This is a genomic window from Candidatus Palauibacter sp. (assembly GCF_965222475.1).
In the GTDB taxonomy this organism is placed as follows: Bacteria; Gemmatimonadota; Gemmatimonadetes; order Palauibacterales; family Palauibacteraceae; genus Palauibacter.
Window position 1 is genome coordinate 535,232 of sequence record NZ_CBDCUB010000001.1, and the last position, 16,883, is coordinate 552,114.

The window sequence follows — 16,883 nt, forward strand, 5'->3', positions numbered from 1 at the left end:
CGGGACTAGGCGCGCTTGCGCCAGTAGCGGACGAGGCCCCACCAGGAGTCGCGGGCGCCGAACGCGTTGATGTAGGTGTCGACCGGCTCGGCCGGCATCCGGGCGCGCAGGTCTTCCTCCACCCACGCCGCGAACTCTCGGGCCCGCGCGGCGTCGGCGCCCGTGTCGGGGTTCGCCGGATCCTCGCCCGCCAGCGACGCCCGCACCTGCTCGGCCCAGTTCGCGAGTTCCTCGCGGAGTTCGGCGAAGTGCGCGGCAGGATCGTCCACGGCCCCGAAGTGGGTCGGGACGATACGATCCGGGCTCCACTCCATCACCCGGGCCATGGTTCCGTTCCACGCCTCGACGTCGACATCGGGCGGGGGGGTGACCGGGATCACGCCGCCGGGCGGGATGCGGATGCCGGCGTCGTCGCCCACCCAGGCCGTGCCGGTGTCCTCCTCGAAGTAGGCGACGTGGTGTTTCGCGTGGCCGGGCGTGTAGGCGACGCGCAGCGTGCGGTCGCCGAGTCGCACCGTATCGCCCTCGTCCACTTCGGTGACGGAGTCGGCGGGCACCGGAAGGAACTCGCCCCACAGCGTCTCCATCTGGTCGCCGTAGATACGGCCGGCGGAGGCGAGGAGCCGCTCGGGCCGGATCATGTGGATCGCCCCGATCGGGTGGACGTACACCCTCGCCTCCGGCACCTCGCGCACGATCGTGCCCGAGGCGGTGGCGTGATCGAGGTGGATGTGCGAGAGGAGGATCGCCCGCACGTCGGAGAGTTCGAACCCCGCCTCCGCCAGGCCCGCCTTCAGCGCCCCGAGGCAGGTCGTGGGACCGGGGTCGACGAGCGCGATGCCGTCGCTGGATTCCAGGACACCGGTACCGATGGCGAGGTCGAATCCCCGGAATTGCAGGTCGACGATCGTCGTTCGCGCGTCCAGCGTATGGTTCCTCATTCCCTCTCCTCCCGATTCCACGCCTCGGCGTCCGGGATACCGCTGCTGAACAGCACCTCGAGGCCCGGTTCGGGCGAACGCGCGGCGACGGTGTCCACCAGGGTCGAAGCGGACCCGCCGAGGTCCCGCAGGATGCCGCGAACCCGGCCACTCAGGGGGTCGCGCAGGATCACGGCCGGAAGATCGCTGTCCGCGTCCAGCGTAACCGATCTCCGGGGACCGAGGAGCGTGATGCTCACCAGGTTGTCCTCCCAGTCCGGGCCAACGGGCAACACGAACGCGAAGCTTGAACTCCCGTTGCCATCGATCGCTTCGGACATGCCGGCGCTCAAGCTGAACAGTTCGCTCCCGTCTCTCGCTCGACCGCTCAGCCGATAAGGGCCGTCCGTCCGCGGCAGCGCCGGCGGCGCTTCGACTACGAACGCCGGTTCCAGAAAGGGTACGCTGTCGGCGGCCACGCCGCCCCACAGGAGGAGCGATTTCTGCGGTGCGGCCACGACCGAGGCGTCGGTCTCGACTTCATCTTCGAGTCTGTAGCGGAGAGCGTTCGAGAAGTGATAGTCGCTGATCCACTCGTACTCGAAGGTGCAGTAGGACATCAGGTCACGCACATTGGGCGGAACCAGGCGTTCGGCCTCGAAATCATATCCCCAGGCGCCGATCCGGCCGTTCGCGTGAGGGTAAGCGTAGTCGGGGTTACCGGCCCGGCAGCCCTCGGGATGCTGGAGGCTCATGTTGTGCCCCAGTTCGTGTGCGATGACGAACTCCGATCGCTCGCCCTTGTCGATCTTCGCGAAGCTTGTTCGGGACCCAATCCCAAGTGCCAATCCATCAACTCCCCGGAACTCCCCGGTCATCGTCCCCACGTAGTGGCCCCGTTCGCCTTCGAGCACCCGAATCGCTTCGGTCTCGAAGATCAGCGCGCGGGAGCTGTTGTGCGAAGTGATCACAGGTTCATGTGCCGTCACCGCGAGCTCCCCGATCGGCAGAAGCTCCCGGGTCATTCGGAGTAGTTCGTGGCCGTCCGGGTCGTCGGCCATCGCCTCCACAAGATCGAGGACCAGGGAATCCGGCCGAGGACTCCACAGGAACGGAATCATGGTCAGCTCGAGCGTGGGCATGACCTCCACGTCCACTGCGAGGCGGCCCGTCTCGGGGATTCGCCCGGCGACCCCCAGCCCCGGGTCCAGCGTCCCCTCCGGGTCCACCTCGATCACCATCTCAAGCCCCGGCCGCACGACCGATCCCGGGACCTCGACGTTGGCCGAGTTCGAGAGATTGCCCTCGGATACCTCGGTCGGAATCGGCCCGGACGTGCCGGGGACGTTCGCGACGTGAGCCTCCCGGTCGTCGATGTAGAACCGTGCGCGGACCGGGGGAATTCCGGCGCTGGTGGTTCGAGCGGCCGTGGGGAACACGCGCAGCAGGGCCTTCGCGCCCGCGACGAGCGGCACGGGGAACTCCAGGGACTGCACCGCCTGCGTCAGATACGCCGCCGCCGGTTCCGCCTCCGCGCACATGGTGATGCGGCGCTTGCGGATACCGCCCAACCATGCGAGGACGGTGGGATCCATGGGCGCGCAAAGGCCGGTGCCGCCCGCCAGCAGCGTCTCGAGCAGGCCCAGAGCCGTAAGGCCGTCCGGGAGCGGACCGTCCAGCGCCTCGTTGTTCGAGAGGATCAGCGCCCGGAGGCTCGTGAGCGCGGCGAGTTCCGGGGGCACGGAGCCTGACAGGTCGTTGTTGCCGAGAAGAAGTTCCCCGAGCACCGACAGACTACCGAGTTCTGGCGGGATCGGGCCCGTGAGATCGTTGGCCTCCAGCCACAGCGTCCCCAGGCTAGTGAGGTTGCCGAGTTCCGCCGGAATGGGGCCCGTGAGATCGTTGAAGCGAAGGTCCAGCCACCTCAGGCTGGCGAGGTTGCCGAGTTCCGCCGGGATCGGGCCCGTGAGATCGTTGGCGCCGAGCCACAGCAACTCCAGGCTGGTGAGGTTGCCGAGTTCCGCCGGGATCGGGCCCGTGAGATCGTTGGTCTCCAGCCACAGCGCCCCCAGGTTGGTGAGGTTGCCGAGTTCCGCCGGAATGGGGCCCGTGAGATCGTTGAAGCGAAGGTCCAGCCACCTCAGGCTGGCGAGGTTGCCGAGTTCCGGCGGGATCGGGCCCGTGAGATTGTTCCCGGTCAGCTGCAGGTTGACCACCCGGCCCTCGCCGTCAATAAGGACGCCGAACCGCTCCCCCAGCGGCGCGTCGGTCAGCCAGTTGTCGTTGTTGGTCCAACTCGGTCCGCCGGTCACGTCATAGAGGACATCGAGGATGTCGCGGTCCGACAGGGGCGCGCACTCGACCCCCGTGCCCGCGTGCGCCGGAATGGTGTTCAGCCATGCCTGAAACGCTTCCTCGACCGGGACGCACAACTCGGTTTCCGCGTACTCGAACTCGACGAGTGGAAGACCGGCCAGACGAGTCGGTAGTCGGCCCGAGATCTCGTTGTCCCCGATCCGTAGTACGGTCATTCGGGTCAAATCGCCGAGCGTCGCCGGAAGCCGCCCCGCAAGGCTGTTGCCGTGTAAGTCGAGCTCGGTCGCGTTACCGAGGGAATCAGCCGTGACCCCATGCCATTCCTCGGGAACATGATCGCTGAGCCATCCGCGAGACTCCGTCCAGCCGCTTCCACCGGTGGCTTCATACAATGATCTCAAGGCCGTAACATCGGCTGCGTTGCACCACTGGGATGCCTCGGCATCATGTAATTGGAGTCCCTGCAGCCACGCAGCGAAAAAGGACGTCCCGGGCACGCACAGTCCGGTGAACTCGATACTGAGAGCCTGAAGCCTCCCAAGTCTCAGGAAGCTCGACGGAATCGGCCCCCAAAGACCGGTTTCCTTTAGGGACAGCGACTCCAGGCTGGCGAGGTTGCCGAGCTGTGGAGGGATGGATCCGACCAGGTCGTTCGCGCTGAGTCTCAGCCCCCTCAGGCTGGCGAGGTTGCCGAGTTCCGCCGGGATCTCGCCTGTGAGGCTGTTCCGGGAGAGTTGCAGCTGCTCCAGGTGGCTCAGTTCGCCGAGTTCCGGTGGGATCGGGCCCGTGAGATCGTTGAGCCCGAGGGACAGCCACCTCAGGCTGGCGAGGTTGCCGAGTTCGGGCGGGATCGGGCCCGTGAGTTCGTTGCCCCCAAGGTACAGCTCCGTGAGGCTGGCGAGGTTGCCGAGTCCTGTGGGGATCGGGCCCGTGAGATCGTTGGTTCCAAGGTCCAGCCGCGTGAGGCTGGCGAGGTTGCCGAGTCCGGGCGGGATCGGGCCCGTGAGTTCGTTGAGCGCAAGGTCCAGCCGCGTCAGGCGTCCCTCGCGATTCGTCGTCACGCCAAACCACTCACCCAGCGGCGCGTCGGTCAACCAGTTCTCGCTGTTGTGCCAGTTCGGACCGTCGGTCGCCTCGTAGAACGCCGCCAGCGCCGCCCGGTCCGGGTTGACAACGGTGATCTCGGACGTTCCCCTGGCGCTCCCCGCCGTGGCGGCGATGGTCGCCGTCCCCTCGGCGACACCCGTCACCAACCCCGCCGCGTTCACCGTGGCCACCGAGACATCGTCCGATGACCAGGCGAACGCCGCACCTCCGACCATGTGCCCGTTCGCGTCGAACGCCGCCGCGACAAGCCGGAGCGTGTCGCCTGGCGCCACCGTGTCGGCTGGTGGCACCACGACGACCGATCCCGCCGACTGCATCACACTCACCAACGCTGCGCCGGATGCCTCGCCCGCCGTCGCGGTGATCGTCGTCACGCCAGCGCCCGCCGCCGTCACCAGCCCTGCGGAGTCGACCGCCGCGACGGTCGTGTCGGCGCTCGACCAGGACACGGCTACGCCCTCCATCACGCGGCCGGCCTGGTCGCGCACCTCGGCGGCGAGTTGGGCGGTCTGTTCCAGAGCCGTCAGCGCCACCGTGTCGGGCGTGATCGCCACGGTTGTCGGCGCCGGAGCCACGACCGTGAGTTGCGCGCGGCCCGTGATCCCCGCTGCGGTGGCCGTCACCTGCGCCTCGCCCGCGCTGACAGCGGTCACCAGGCCGGAGGTGTCCACCGCCGCCACCATCGTGTCGCTCGATGTCCACGAGAACTCGGTCCCCGCGACGGGATGCCCGTTCGCGTCGGTGGCCTCGGCCGTCAGGCGCAGCGTGTCGCTGCGGACCAGCGTGTCGGCGGCGGGCGAGACAGCGACCGAGTTCGCCCGCTGCATCACGGTCACCGATGCCGTGCCGGTGGCCGGCCCCGAGGTTGCCGTGACCGCCGTACTTCCGTTGCCAGCCGCCATGACCAACCCGGAGGCGTTCACGGTCGCGACTGCGGGGCTGTCGCTGGCCCACGCGACGGTTGCCCCGGCCATCTCCCGCCCGTTCTGGTCCCGCACTTCCGCAGCGAGACGAACTGTGTCGCCCAGCGCCACGAGGGAGACGTTCGCCGGAGTGATCGAGATGGATGTCGCTCGCGGGGTTTCCGGACGAGGAGGAGGGGGTGGTCCGGTGCTTTCCTCGCCGCCGCAGGCGAGCAACATGGCCGCGGCCAATCCCATCGACCCGAGGGCGGCCGGGGCGAAGGGCAGGCGATACGCCTTCAATCGCTCCCGGAGGGTCGCAGCTCGATCCACAGCCCGCCGGCGTTTCCGAGCACGATGTTGTCGGAGACCGATCCGGGGCCGCCGCGGACGGTGAGCGACACGACGGGCGCCGAGCCGGGGTCGGCGAGCCACAGGAGCGCGTCCACGATGTACACGGTCCCGCCCCGGATCCCGACGGCCCGGCCGTAGAGGTGTTCGGGGTGGCGGGACGGGCCGCAGTCGCGGGCCCCGAACGCGAGGAGGAAGCGGGTGAGGCGCTCTGGATCTTCCACCATGACCCAGACAGCCTCCAGGCCCTGCGCCCCATTCGCGTGGTCCGGCGTGCCGGGGGGCTCCGGTCGTTCCCGGTCGGGGTCGACGAAGAACACCGCGTGCAACGGATGGTCCGGAGGGAAGGCGGCCCGGCTGGGCGCATCCGTCTCGGCGACCGCGAGTTCCGGCTCGAGGTCCGCCGCAAGGACGAGGACTTCGTCCAGGCCGGGCCCGGAGACGGCGAGGTAGGCCCCACCTCCGCCATCGGCAATCAGATCCATATATCGCCCGGTCTCCGCGACGCCGGGCCCGTCCGGATCAGCGGGGCCCTCGACCGTCTTGAGTTCGAGGTGCGTCCCGTCGCCGAATGCGATCTCCGCCGTCTCCAGTCCGTTTGCGTCGCGCCTCCCGGCCTGGACCTGGAACCCGAACTCGTCGGTGAGCCGCAGGGACAGGGCGTCGAGATCGCCCACGGCGACCGGCACATGGTCAAGTCGCAGCGAGGAGCCGGGCGCCACGCACGTCGCCGGCGTGTCCTGTGCCAGCGCCGCCGGGGCCGCCCCGAGCAGAACGAAGGCGGCTCCCGCGAGGGCGCGCCACGGCAAGGCCGTCACCCTGCGGCTCCCGCGCCGTCCTCTCGCTTTCGTGTTTCGGGTGGGGGATCGTCGGCCGATCATGGCGCACAAGATGACGCGGCGACCCCGAGGTCGATAGCTTGCCCGCCATGAGACGCCCCGGACCTGACGAACACGCCGATTACTACGCGCAGTACATCGACCGCGTACCTGCCGACCGGCCGCTGATCGACGTGATGCGGGAAGCGCCCGACGCGCTGGAGCGTCTCCTCGCGGGGCTGCCCGCGGAACGCGAGACGTTCGTGTACGCGCCCGGCAAGTGGACGTGTCGGGAAGTACTGGGCCACGTGATCGACGCCGAGCGCCTCTTCTCCTACCGCGTCCTCCACATCGCACGCGGAGACGGTGCCGAACTGCCGGGCATGGACCAGGACGAGTGGGCCGCCGCCTCGAACGCGGGCCAGAGGTCCGTGGCCGACCTGCTGGACGAGTTCCGGGGCCTGCGCGCGGCCAACGCGGCGCTCTTCGCCTCGTTCGACGACGAGACGCTGTCGCGCCGGGGGACCGCGAGCGGCTTCGGGTTCACGGTGCGGGCGCTCGTCCACATCATCGCCGGGCACGAACTCCACCACCGGGGCGTACTCAGGGACCGCTATCTGACGTAATCCGTCCCCTGACGGGGACCCGCCGGCAATCCAGGAGGCCGCAGTGACCGAGGTTTCGCTCTTCTACCAGCGCCCGGGCTGAACGAGCTGCAAGCGCACCCGGGCGGTGCTCGACGACACCGGAGCCACGATCGCCGCGGAACGTTCCGCGACGAAGGCTCCGCTAACGGATGACGACGTACGGGAACTCCTCGCGGTCGCCGAGAGGGTGGTCATCGCGAAGGGGAGGAGCCGGCGCGACCTGGATCCGGCGGAGACCGATCTCGATGCGCTGAAGGGACCCACCGGGAAGTACCGCGCGCCCATCCTCCTCGCGGGCGGCACGCTCCTGGTCGGCTTCAACGCCGAGGCGCTGGCCGAACTCAAATCGTAGGCCGGCCGCACGATTACGGGCAGATGCCCACGGCTTGAGCGCGGGCGCTGGCCTCACCGCCCTCATCACGGGCCTGATCGCAGGGCGTGCGTCCTTGCGCGTCCTTCGCCTGCGGATCGGCCCCGGCGCCGAGGAGAATCTGGAACATCTCTTCCGAGACGCCGTCCGCCGCCGCGTAGTGCAGTGCCGTCCTGCCCCACCGGTCCGCGAGGCTCGCGTCAGCCCCGGCGGCCAAGAGCTTCGCCGCGATCTCGGGCTGGCCCAGTGACACCGAACGGCTCAGGGGAGTATCTCCCACCCGGCTGGAGAGGGCGTTGGGGTCGGCACCGGCCCCCAGCAGAGCGTCAAACAGCAGTGGGTCGCGCTCTGCCCACGCTGCCCACGAGAGCACGGCATAGAGGGCGGTATCTCCCACTTGGTCGCCAGCTTCCAGATCCACGCCGGCCGCGACGAGGGCTTCGAACAATGCGAGGCGCGGATCGAAGACACTCATCCGGACAATGCGGTGGAGAAGCGGCTCTCCGTCGGGATACCGCAGATCGGGATCACCCCCGGCCTCGAACAAAGCCAGCAAAGCGTCCGGTCGCTTCCTCGAAACGGCACGGTGGACCGGTGTCTCACCCTCTTTGTCGGTCGCCCCAAGATTCGCACCCGCCTCGGTTAGCACGCGAATGACTCGGCCTGCGTCTTGGGGCTCCCCGGCCGCCAAGTGGAGCGGCGTGGCGCCTTGACCATCGGTGGCATTCACATCCGCACCCGCCTCCAGCAGAGCGCCCGCGATCTGGTCCTGCCCTCGCTCCGCCGCACCGTGGAGCGGTGTCGACCCCTCGCCGTCGCGGCTGTTCGGGTCGACGCCGGCGTCGAGCAGGAGCCGAACCGTTCCGGCATCTGCCCACTCGACTGCGCGCCGGAGCGGAGTCTGGCCATCTTCGCCGGTCACCGCGAGGTCCGCGCCGGCGTCGAGCAGGATCCTGACGAGGGCCGAGTCAGGCGAGAACGCACGCACGGCGTAGTGAAGAGGCGTGTATCCGACAGTGTCTCGCGCGTTCACGCCGGCGCCCGCTGCCAGGAGAAGCCGGGCCGCCAGCGCGTCCGCTCCGTGCAGCGGTGTGCGATCGTCCTCGGCGCGGGCGTAAGGATCCGCGCCCCACTCGATCAGCACCCGGGCATGACCGCCCGAAGCCGCAAGGTGAAGGGGTGTTTCCCCGTTCTCCGACCGCGCCTCGATGCTGGCCCCGGCCTCGAGAAGCACCTGCGACACGCTTCCCTCCGGATCGGCCTCCCTGCTGTCCGTCGCGACCCGATGAAGAGGCGTGTATCCGTCCTCGTCTACGGAGGCCGGATCGGCACCCGCATCGAGGAGGGCGCGGACCACCGAAACACCACCTCGGGCAGCGCCGTGGAGTGGCGTTGATCCCCGGTCGTCGCGCGCTTGGACATCGGCCCCTGCTGCGAGCAGGACGGGTACCGCGCGGGCGCGACGATCGTACCGTGCCGCCGTGTGCAGCGGGGTCTGGCCCTGATGATCCCGCGCATCAAGCTCCGCCCCCGCAGTGAGCAAGGTCGAGATCAGCGATTCGTAGTCGGTGTCCTCGCCGCCAAAGAGCGTGTAGCCGTGGCCCGGCTCCGCGTACGGCCTCATGTGGAGCGGCGTACGCCCCAGAATGTCGCGCGCGGTGGCGTCGGCACCGGCGTCAAGGAGGAACTTCACGACCTCAACATCCCCCGGCAGTGCCTCGTGGAGTGGCGTGCGGCCCACGAGGTTTCGGCCGTTGGGGTCTGCGCCCCCCCGAACCAATGCGCGGACGATTCGGAACGACCGGTCGAGAAGCTCACTCGCGTCCAGCAGATTTGCAACAACCGCCTGCAAGCGGGCCGCGATGATCAGGGGTGTGTTTCCTCGCTCGTCGCGCAGGTCGAGATCCGCCCCCGCCCGCAGGAGGGCGCGGACCAGGCCGAGATCGACGTCGGGCCCGGCCGCCCGATGGAGCAAGGTCCCGCCTTGGGCATCGCGAGCGTTCACGTCGCAGCCGCCGGCGACCCCTGGCGCGACAGCGGCGGAGTCGACGCGACCCGCCCAGCACGGCTCTGCCGCGACCGTGCCTCCCTCGGCGTTCCGTGCTCCGGGGGTCACGCCGGCCTCAGCCAACGCCCTGGCGATCTGGCGGTATCCTCTTCGGTTGGCAACGTCAAGCGGCGTTGCACCCGCCTCGTTCCGCGCGGTGGCGTCGGCTCCTCCCTCGAGCAGGAGGATCGACGCGATACTCTCCCGCCCCAGCCCGACCTGGTGATGGAGGGGCGTGTTCCCGGCGATGTCCCGAGCCTCCGGGTCCGCACCCGCCTCCAGCAGGGCGCGGGCCGCAGCCTCCAGGTACGGAACGAAACCACCACCGACGATATGCACATCGCCCACCTGATGTCTGGCCAGGTGGAGTGGACGCCTGCCGTCGGAGTCGGGGACCGAGGGGTCTGCGCCGGCCCGAAGAAGCAACTCAACGACAGCGGTGTCGCCGAGCGCGGCCTCGTGAAGTGGGGTGCGGTTGTACACGTTGCGGGTGTTCGGATCGGCCCCGGCCCCGAGGAGAAGCCGGACCGTCACCTCCTTGGAAAAGTCGGCTGCCCTGAACAGGGGCGTCTCGCCCCTCTCATCCTGGACATCGGGGTTCACGCCCGCGTCGAGCAGAAAGCGCGTGATGGCCCCGTCGCAGTCCCGGGCCCGGGCTGCTCGATGCAGCGGCGATCCGCCCACATCGTCTCTGGCGTTCAGCTGGGCTCCCGCGCCGATCAGCAGCGACGCAGATTCGATGCTGCACCGTCCCGCAGCGAAGTGCATAGGCGTGCTCCCGTCGTCCGCCTCCGCGCCGGCGTTGGCCCCCGCCCGCAGAAGGAGCTCAACCGCTTGTGGGTCGCCGATGTCCGCGGCGCGGTGGAGAGGAGTCCAGCCCTTCCGATCCCTGACCGTTACATCGCAGCCGGCGGACAGCGAGGCGCTAACGGCCTGCGCATCGAGCGTACCCTCCCAGCACGAGGAAGCCATCGCCCGGGCATCGTCGGGCCGCGTTGCGGGCTCCTGGCCCGCGACAGCACCTGCAGCGACCGTGAGCAGTGAGACCAGCACCTCTCCCGCCAGATATGCGAGGTTGCGTTTCATGGGCACGTACCGGAACTGGGAAGGGAAGCGTAGGCCCGGGATCTGAGAGTCCCAATGGGAACACCGGACCTCCTCAATGCTCCACGCACCCGGACAACGTGCGGAGCCCGGTTCATCGGACAGGTCGGACTAGGGCGTGGAGCGCACCGTGAAGCCGAAGTCGCCGCGGATCGTGTGGCCGTCCTGCGCCATGGCGCGCCACATGACCTGATAGTCGCCGTCCGCGAGCGTCTCGCTCACGTCGAGCACGACGACGGCGGGGTCGTCCTCCTGCGCGGTCGCCGCCTCGAGTTCGAGCGGCTCGCCCCCCTGCGGCAGGAGACGGACGGACGTCCCGGCCATCTGCGGGGCCTGCGTGAACCAGAGCGTGACGATCTCGGGGCTGGCGTTCACCGTCTCGTCCTTCTTCGGAGAGGACTCCTTGAGGGCGAGATGGGGGCTCGCGGCGGCGCCCATCGCCATGATCCCGAGCATGACGGCCATCGCCACGACCGGCCCTCCGCTTCGAATCCACCTGCTCACTGGTCTCTGCCTCCTGGCATTCGCTTACCGGACCTTGTGCCGTCCCTGCGCTGATCCGAGGCCGGACGACTGCGGATCCACCGTCCGCTCCCCCGAGGACAATCCCGGAACGCTACCCGTTTAAACTTGCGTGGCAAGACACCCCAGGCTGGACAGACGGCCGGACAGGAGCGCTTCTTGACTGCCCCTGCCGCCCCCGCGCAGCTTGAAGGCCGATCTTGAGTGCGCTGTGAAGGCACCCGGCATGTACTCTGGCGGCATAGCCTTGAAGCCGATTTCTCCTCAGCTGCGGGATCCGCGCCGGTTCGGCGTTCTGGCGCTCGTCCTCCTGCCGGCGGCGATTTTCGCCGTCCTGCCGGCGGCGGATGTGGTGCTTGAGGCCGGAGCCGGGAACGCCGGCGCTCACATGGCGCACATCGAAGGGGAACACAGCGAGCACTGCGACCCCGGCCACAGCCACCTGCTGTGCCAGTTGTCTCGCACGGTGTCGCTGGGGGTTCCCCCGCTGATCCTGTCCGATCTGCCGCTGGTATCCGAAGCCAGCCCCGACGCCCCGACCGCGACCGACTGGCGTCGCCGCCCGATTCCGCCCGGCGGGAGCGGTCCCAGGGCCCCTCCTCCAGCCTGACCCGCTTCCGGGCAACTCGTCCCGGAAGCTCCCCGACCGCCCCGCGAGCGGCGGATCGCACGCCACCCGAAACACACGTTATCCGCTCAAGCACTCGCTGAGCCGTCCGCTGAAGCAACTCGGCGAGACGCGCCACGCTGCTTGATCGGGAGCGGTCACTGGTGGGTCTCGAACAAGGCTGTGCATGGAGACTAGGCGTCTGGCCGGTTTCGTCCCGGCCGTACTGGCAATGGCTCTTGGAGCCGTCGGCTCGTCCGCGCAGGTTGAGCACGCGGGCGAGATCGAGGGTGTCGTACGCGATGTCGACTCCAAAGAGCCTCTCGCCGGCGCCCTCGTCTCCATCGTAGCGTCGGGTGGCAGGGCGGTCTCGCACGGTGACGGCACATTCCACATCCCGGTGCCGGGTCTGCGCACCTACGCGGTTCGGGTCGAACGCCTGGGCTACCGCACGGTTTCGCTGGAGGTGGATGCGTCGAGGGAGGAGATCGTGGTGGTGGAGATGGAAGCCAATCCCATCTCCCTGCCGGACCTCGTGGTCACCGGATCGGTGGTGGCGCGCGCGGTAAATGAAGTGTTGCGCCCAACCAGCGTGTTCGCGGGAGAGGATCTCCAGCGTCGCCTGGCCGGAACCCTGGCGGAAACGCTGTCCTCCGAGCCTGGACTGGCGGTGAGCAGCATGGGGCCGGGCTCCGCGCATCCGGTGATCCGGGGCCTGAGCGGAGACCGCATCCTGATGCTCGAGGACGGGGAACGGGTCGGCGACGAGTTTGCGAGCGGGTCCGACCACGCCACGGCGCTCGACGCATCGTCGGCGCGTCGCGTCGAGGTGATCCGCGGACCGGGAGCGATTCTGTACGGCAGCAACGCACTGGGGGGCGTCATCAACGTCGTCCGCGATGACGTGCCCTCCTCGGTGCCGCACCATCTTACGGGCGCGTTCCACCTTCAGGGTCAGAGCGTCAGCAACGCAGCGGGCGGAAGCCTGAATCTCACGTACGGCCTGACGGATCACATTCCCGTGCGGCTGGAGCTCTCGCGTCGCAGCAGCGGCGACCTGGAGACCCCGGTCGGATCCCTGGAGAATACCAGCACGGATATTCGGGAGATTTCCGGCGGCACTTCGTGGGTGGACGACTGGGGCCATGCCGGCGCCACCTTCCGCTACTACGGCAACGACTACGGCATCCCCGGAGGATTCGTCGGAGGTCACGAGGCCGGGGTTCGCGTGGAGATGGAGCGGACGGCAACCAGGCTGCGCAGCGTACTCCGGCCCCGGGGGGCCTTCGAGAGCATCGAGATCGATGCGGGACACACCTGGTACGAGCACAGGGAGATCGAGCCCCCCGACATTCTGGGAACGCTCTTCGAGCGCCGGACGGTGAGCGGCGAGATCCTGGCCCGCCACGGCGGCTGGGGCCCTTTCTCCTCGGGAGGAGTGGGGACGCGGACTTCCTGGGAAGACTTCGGATTCGGGGGCACACTCTTCACCCCGAACTCCACGCATACCTCCTTTGCCGTATTCGCGCTGGAAGAGGTCGATCTGAATCCGATCCGCCTGGAAGCGGGCCTTCGCTACGACTGGGCACGCGTGCGGCCCGATCGGGAAGACCCCACATCCGAAATCGGCCACATCCGCGAGAGATCTTTCGGCGCGGCATCGGGATCATTCGGGGCTCTGGCACAGCTGACTCAGAACCTCACGGTGGGCGGCTCCGCCGCGCGGGCCTTCCGCACGCCCAGCGTCAACGAGCTCTTCTCGGAAGGTCCTCATCTGGCAGCCTACGCCTTCGAGGTGGGGAACCCGTCGCTCGAGATGGAGCGCGGGACCGGTATCGACCTGTTCGTCCGGCTAACCGGGAATCGGCTGAACGCCGAGATGACGTGGTTCCACAACGCCATTGCGGACTACGTCTTCCCACTCGAAACGGGAGAGCTGAGCCGCGTGCGGCTGCCGATCTTCCAGTTCCAGGGAGAAGACGCGGTGCTCACCGGATTCGAGAGCGCGCTCGAGTGGGCGATGGTCGGGGATCTGACCGTGGAGGCGGTGGCTTCGTACGTCCGGGGCAGGATCAAGGCGACCGACGAACCGCTTCCCCTGATCCCGCCGCTGCAGGGGCGCTTCGCCATCGGCTACGCCCCTCGCAACTGGTTCGTCGAAGCCGAAACACGGGTTGCGGCTCGTCAGGACAGGACAGGTCCCTTCGAGAGCCCGACTGATGGATATGCGGTTTTCGATCTCTCCGCCGGAATACGGATCACGGTCATGGGGCGGCTGAACGTGATCACCGTCCGGGGAGAGAATCTTGGCAATACCGAATACAGAAACCACCTGTCGCGCGTGAAGGAGATCATGCCCCAAGCGGGGAGATCCATCAGCGTGGCATATCGCGTCGTCTTTTAGCTTCGCGCCGCGAACAACAGACACATCAACACAACGAGGTGAAGAAAAATGAGACACTTCAAGCCGAAACTGCCCATTGCCCTGCTGACCGCGGGAATCCTGGTACTCTCAGCTTGCGGCGACAGCGCCACTGAACCCGATGACGATCACGACGATCACGGCGGAGAGGTGGAGGGCGTGACCCTGACACTGAGTGGCCAGACCGTGGCGTCCTACGATGGAGATGATGGAGCCTGGACCGGAGAACTGGAGGTCGAGCCCGGCGAGGAAACCGCCCACATCTCCGTGCAGTTCGTGGACCACGACGGGAATACGGTTCGACTCGACAGCGACTTCTACCTGCAGGTGGACGTCGCGAACGAATCCGTCGCGGAGTTCGAGCAGGACACCCCCGGTGAGTTCGGAGGACACCTGCACGGGGGGATGGAGGGCGATACCGAGATCACCTTCAGCCTGATGCACGGCGCGGTCGGGTCGGGACACGCGGACTTCGTGACCGCACCACTCCACGTGCATGTGCACGACTAACGGAACTCAACCCGTTTCGTGAGTGAGAGCAACCCCTCCCCGGAGCGATTGCCGGGGAGGGTTTTTCTTTGCTCGCGAGGCAGGTCTCACCCGCGGGCCCCGTCGCTTGACCGCCGGATTGGGCGCGGCTCATGTTCAGCGCCCGTGTGCCGCCGCCCGTCCGCGGCCACGTCGACTGTCCCCCCATATGAGAGGTCTCGATGAGCAGAGCGCGCTCAACATCCCCTGCGCCGCCGTCCGTATTCCGCGGTGTCCCCCTCCTGCTCGCGCTCGGCGTCGCCGTCGCGGGCTGCGCGGAAGGTGGCGGGAGCGCGGCGGATGACACCGAGTGGAAGAACATCGCGGGCAACGACATGGGGCAGCGGTACTCGTCGCTGGACCGGATCGACGCGGAGAACTTCGAGAACCTCGAGGTCGCCTGGACCTGGGACGGGTCGGACTACCCGGCCGTCAACGCGCGCGCGACGCCGATCTACGTGGACGGTATGCTGATCTCCGTGGCGGGCGAGAAGCGGCATACCTACGCGATCGACGCGGGCACGGGCGATAAGATATGGGAGTACGTAGAGCCCGAGACCTTCCGCTGGGAGTACTCGATGCGGAAGAACCACGGGAAGGGCGTCGCGTACGGCGAGATCGACGGGCGCGCGGTCGTCTACATGGTGAGTCCGGCCTTCTTCCTGCACGCGCTGTGGGCCGATACGGGGGAGCACGTGGAAGGCTTCGGCGGGCCTGTCGGCGTGGACGGGTTCCCGGACTCCGGCGTCGTCGATCTGCTCGCGGGGCTGGGCCACGAGTACGACCCGTACGACGGCATCCCGCTCGAGACGGGCTACATCACGAGTTCCTCACCGGCGATCGTCGTCAACGGCGTGATCGTGGTCGGGAACTCCGCCGAGCAGGGCTACAACCAGTCGCGCCACGAGAACGTCCCGGGCGACATCCTCGGCTACGACGCGTGGACGGGCGACTTCAAGTGGAAGTTCAACGTCCTCCCGGGCCCGGGCGAGTTCGGGCACGAGACGTGGGAGAACGATGCCTGGTCGTGGACGGGCGACATCTCCTCGTGGGCACCGCTCTCGGCGGACGAGGAGCGGGGGATCGTCTACATCCCCACCAACGGGGCCACGCAGGACTTCTGGGGCGGCTTCCGGCCCGGGGACAACCTGTTTTCGACGAGCCTGATCGCGCTGGATGTCCAGACGGGAGAACGGGTTTGGCACTATCAGCTCGTGCACCACGACATCTGGAACTACGACACGCCGCAGATCCCGGTGCTCATGGACGTGACGGTGGACGGCGAGGAGATCCCGGCCGTCGTGCAGGTCACGAAGCAGGCCTTCGCGTACGCGTTCAACCGGGAGACGGGCGAACCGATCTGGCCGATCGAGGAGCGGCCCGTGCCCGAGGGATTGATGCCGGGAGAGGCGCTGTCGCCGACGCAGCCCTTCCCAACGAAGCCCGCGCCGTACGACATGCAGGGGCTCACGCACGACGACCTCATCGACTTCACGCCCGAGCTGCGGGAGGCCGCGATCGAGGCGCTCGACGACTACGTGATCGGACCGCTGTTCACGCCGCCGCTGCACCGGGACAACGACCTCGGCAAGGTGGCCTCGCTGTGGTGCCCCGGAGACGTGGGGGGGACGAACATCGACGGCACGCCGGCGGCGGATCCGGAGACGGGGATCCTCTACGTGACCTCGCAGAAGGGGTGCGGGTCGCGGATCATGGTGCCGGGCGCCGAGCGGGACGCGCGGGAGGACGCACCCACGGGAACGACGATCAGCAAGTTCGCGGTCGGCGGTTTCGCGGGCGTGCGGCGGGTGCGGGGCCTGCCGCTGTTCAAGCCTCCGTACAGCCGGATCACGGCGATCGACATGAACACCGGCGAGCACCTGTGGTGGATCCCGGTGGGAGACACGCCGGACCGGGTGCTGGAGCACGAGGCGCTGGAGGGGATGCACATCCCGAACACCGGGACGGGGCGGCAGGCGGCGCAGATCGTCACGAGCACGCTGCTCATGTACACGGGGGAGGGCGGCGATGGGACGTCCTACCTGTACGCCGTGGACAAGGCGACGGGCGAACGGCTGGGTCAGGTGGCCCTCCCGGCGCTGCCGCGGTACGGGATGATGACCTACATGCACGAGGGGAAACAGCACGTCGTCATCCAGGCCCCGAACACGCTGGTCGCGTTGCGCCTCGCCGACTGAGCCCGGGCGGAACGTCCTCGACGC

Annotated in this window: 11 protein-coding genes; 6 read left to right on the top strand and 5 right to left on the bottom strand. The window is 68.3% G+C overall.

Features of this window, described 5'->3' with window-relative positions; genetic code table 11:
• Window positions 1–5: 5 nt before the first annotated feature.
• From ACOQPP_RS02365 to ACOQPP_RS02375, 3 genes are read right to left on the bottom strand one after another with little or no spacing between them, the layout of a single operon-like run.
• Window positions 6–941, bottom strand: coding sequence for an MBL fold metallo-hydrolase (locus ACOQPP_RS02365; RefSeq protein ID WP_420635793.1), 936 nt, complete (start codon window positions 939–941; stop codon window positions 6–8).
• Complete coding sequence (locus tag ACOQPP_RS02370; protein WP_420635794.1) at window positions 938–5,548, bottom strand: Ig-like domain-containing protein; 4,611 nt, start codon at window positions 5,546–5,548, stop codon at window positions 938–940. Before ACOQPP_RS02370 ends, ACOQPP_RS02365 begins: the two co-directional genes overlap by 4 nt.
• Window positions 5,545–6,414, bottom strand: coding sequence for a VOC family protein (locus ACOQPP_RS02375; RefSeq protein WP_419165595.1), 870 nt, complete (start codon window positions 6,412–6,414; stop codon window positions 5,545–5,547). Before ACOQPP_RS02375 ends, ACOQPP_RS02370 begins: the two co-directional genes overlap by 4 nt.
• Before the next feature lie 110 nt (window positions 6,415–6,524).
• Between ACOQPP_RS02375 and ACOQPP_RS02380 the strand changes: the two genes are divergently transcribed.
• Both ACOQPP_RS02380 and ACOQPP_RS02385 read left to right on the top strand, forming a co-directional pair.
• Window positions 6,525–7,040 carry a DinB family protein gene (locus tag ACOQPP_RS02380; RefSeq protein ID WP_419165596.1) on the top strand — a complete coding sequence of 172 codons (516 nt, stop codon included), beginning with the start codon at window positions 6,525–6,527 and terminating at the stop codon, window positions 7,038–7,040.
• 106 nt (window positions 7,041–7,146) lie between these two features.
• Window positions 7,147–7,413 carry a hypothetical protein gene (locus tag ACOQPP_RS02385; protein WP_419165597.1) on the top strand — a complete coding sequence of 89 codons (267 nt, stop codon included), beginning with the start codon at window positions 7,147–7,149 and terminating at the stop codon, window positions 7,411–7,413.
• Window positions 7,414–7,426: 13 nt separating this feature from the next.
• On the opposite strand, the gene ACOQPP_RS02390 is transcribed toward ACOQPP_RS02385, so the two are convergent.
• Window positions 7,427–10,564, bottom strand: coding sequence for an ankyrin repeat domain-containing protein (locus ACOQPP_RS02390; RefSeq protein ID WP_420635795.1), 3,138 nt, complete (start codon window positions 10,562–10,564; stop codon window positions 7,427–7,429).
• Window positions 10,565–10,693: 129 nt separating this feature from the next.
• Window positions 10,694–11,047, bottom strand: coding sequence for a copper resistance CopC family protein (locus ACOQPP_RS02395; RefSeq protein ID WP_419165812.1), 354 nt, complete (start codon window positions 11,045–11,047; stop codon window positions 10,694–10,696).
• Between the two features lie 304 nt (window positions 11,048–11,351).
• Here ACOQPP_RS02395 and ACOQPP_RS02400 point away from each other — a divergent pair, with 304 nt between their 5' ends.
• From ACOQPP_RS02400 to ACOQPP_RS02415, 4 genes are all read left to right on the top strand, one after another.
• Window positions 11,352–11,714, top strand: coding sequence for a hypothetical protein (locus ACOQPP_RS02400; RefSeq protein ID WP_419165599.1), 363 nt, complete (start codon window positions 11,352–11,354; stop codon window positions 11,712–11,714).
• A 184-nt stretch (window positions 11,715–11,898) separates the two neighbouring features.
• Entirely contained in the window at window positions 11,899–14,115 is a 2,217-nt protein-coding gene (locus tag ACOQPP_RS02405; RefSeq protein WP_419165600.1) for a TonB-dependent receptor, read from the top strand.
• A 48-nt stretch (window positions 14,116–14,163) separates the two neighbouring features.
• Complete coding sequence (locus tag ACOQPP_RS02410) at window positions 14,164–14,643, top strand: hypothetical protein (RefSeq protein ID WP_419165601.1); 480 nt, start codon at window positions 14,164–14,166, stop codon at window positions 14,641–14,643.
• 200 nt (window positions 14,644–14,843) lie between these two features.
• Window positions 14,844–16,859, top strand: a complete 2,016-nt coding sequence (locus ACOQPP_RS02415) for a hypothetical protein (RefSeq protein WP_419165602.1) — start codon at window positions 14,844–14,846, stop codon at window positions 16,857–16,859.
• The last annotated feature ends 24 nt before the right edge of the window (window positions 16,860–16,883 follow it).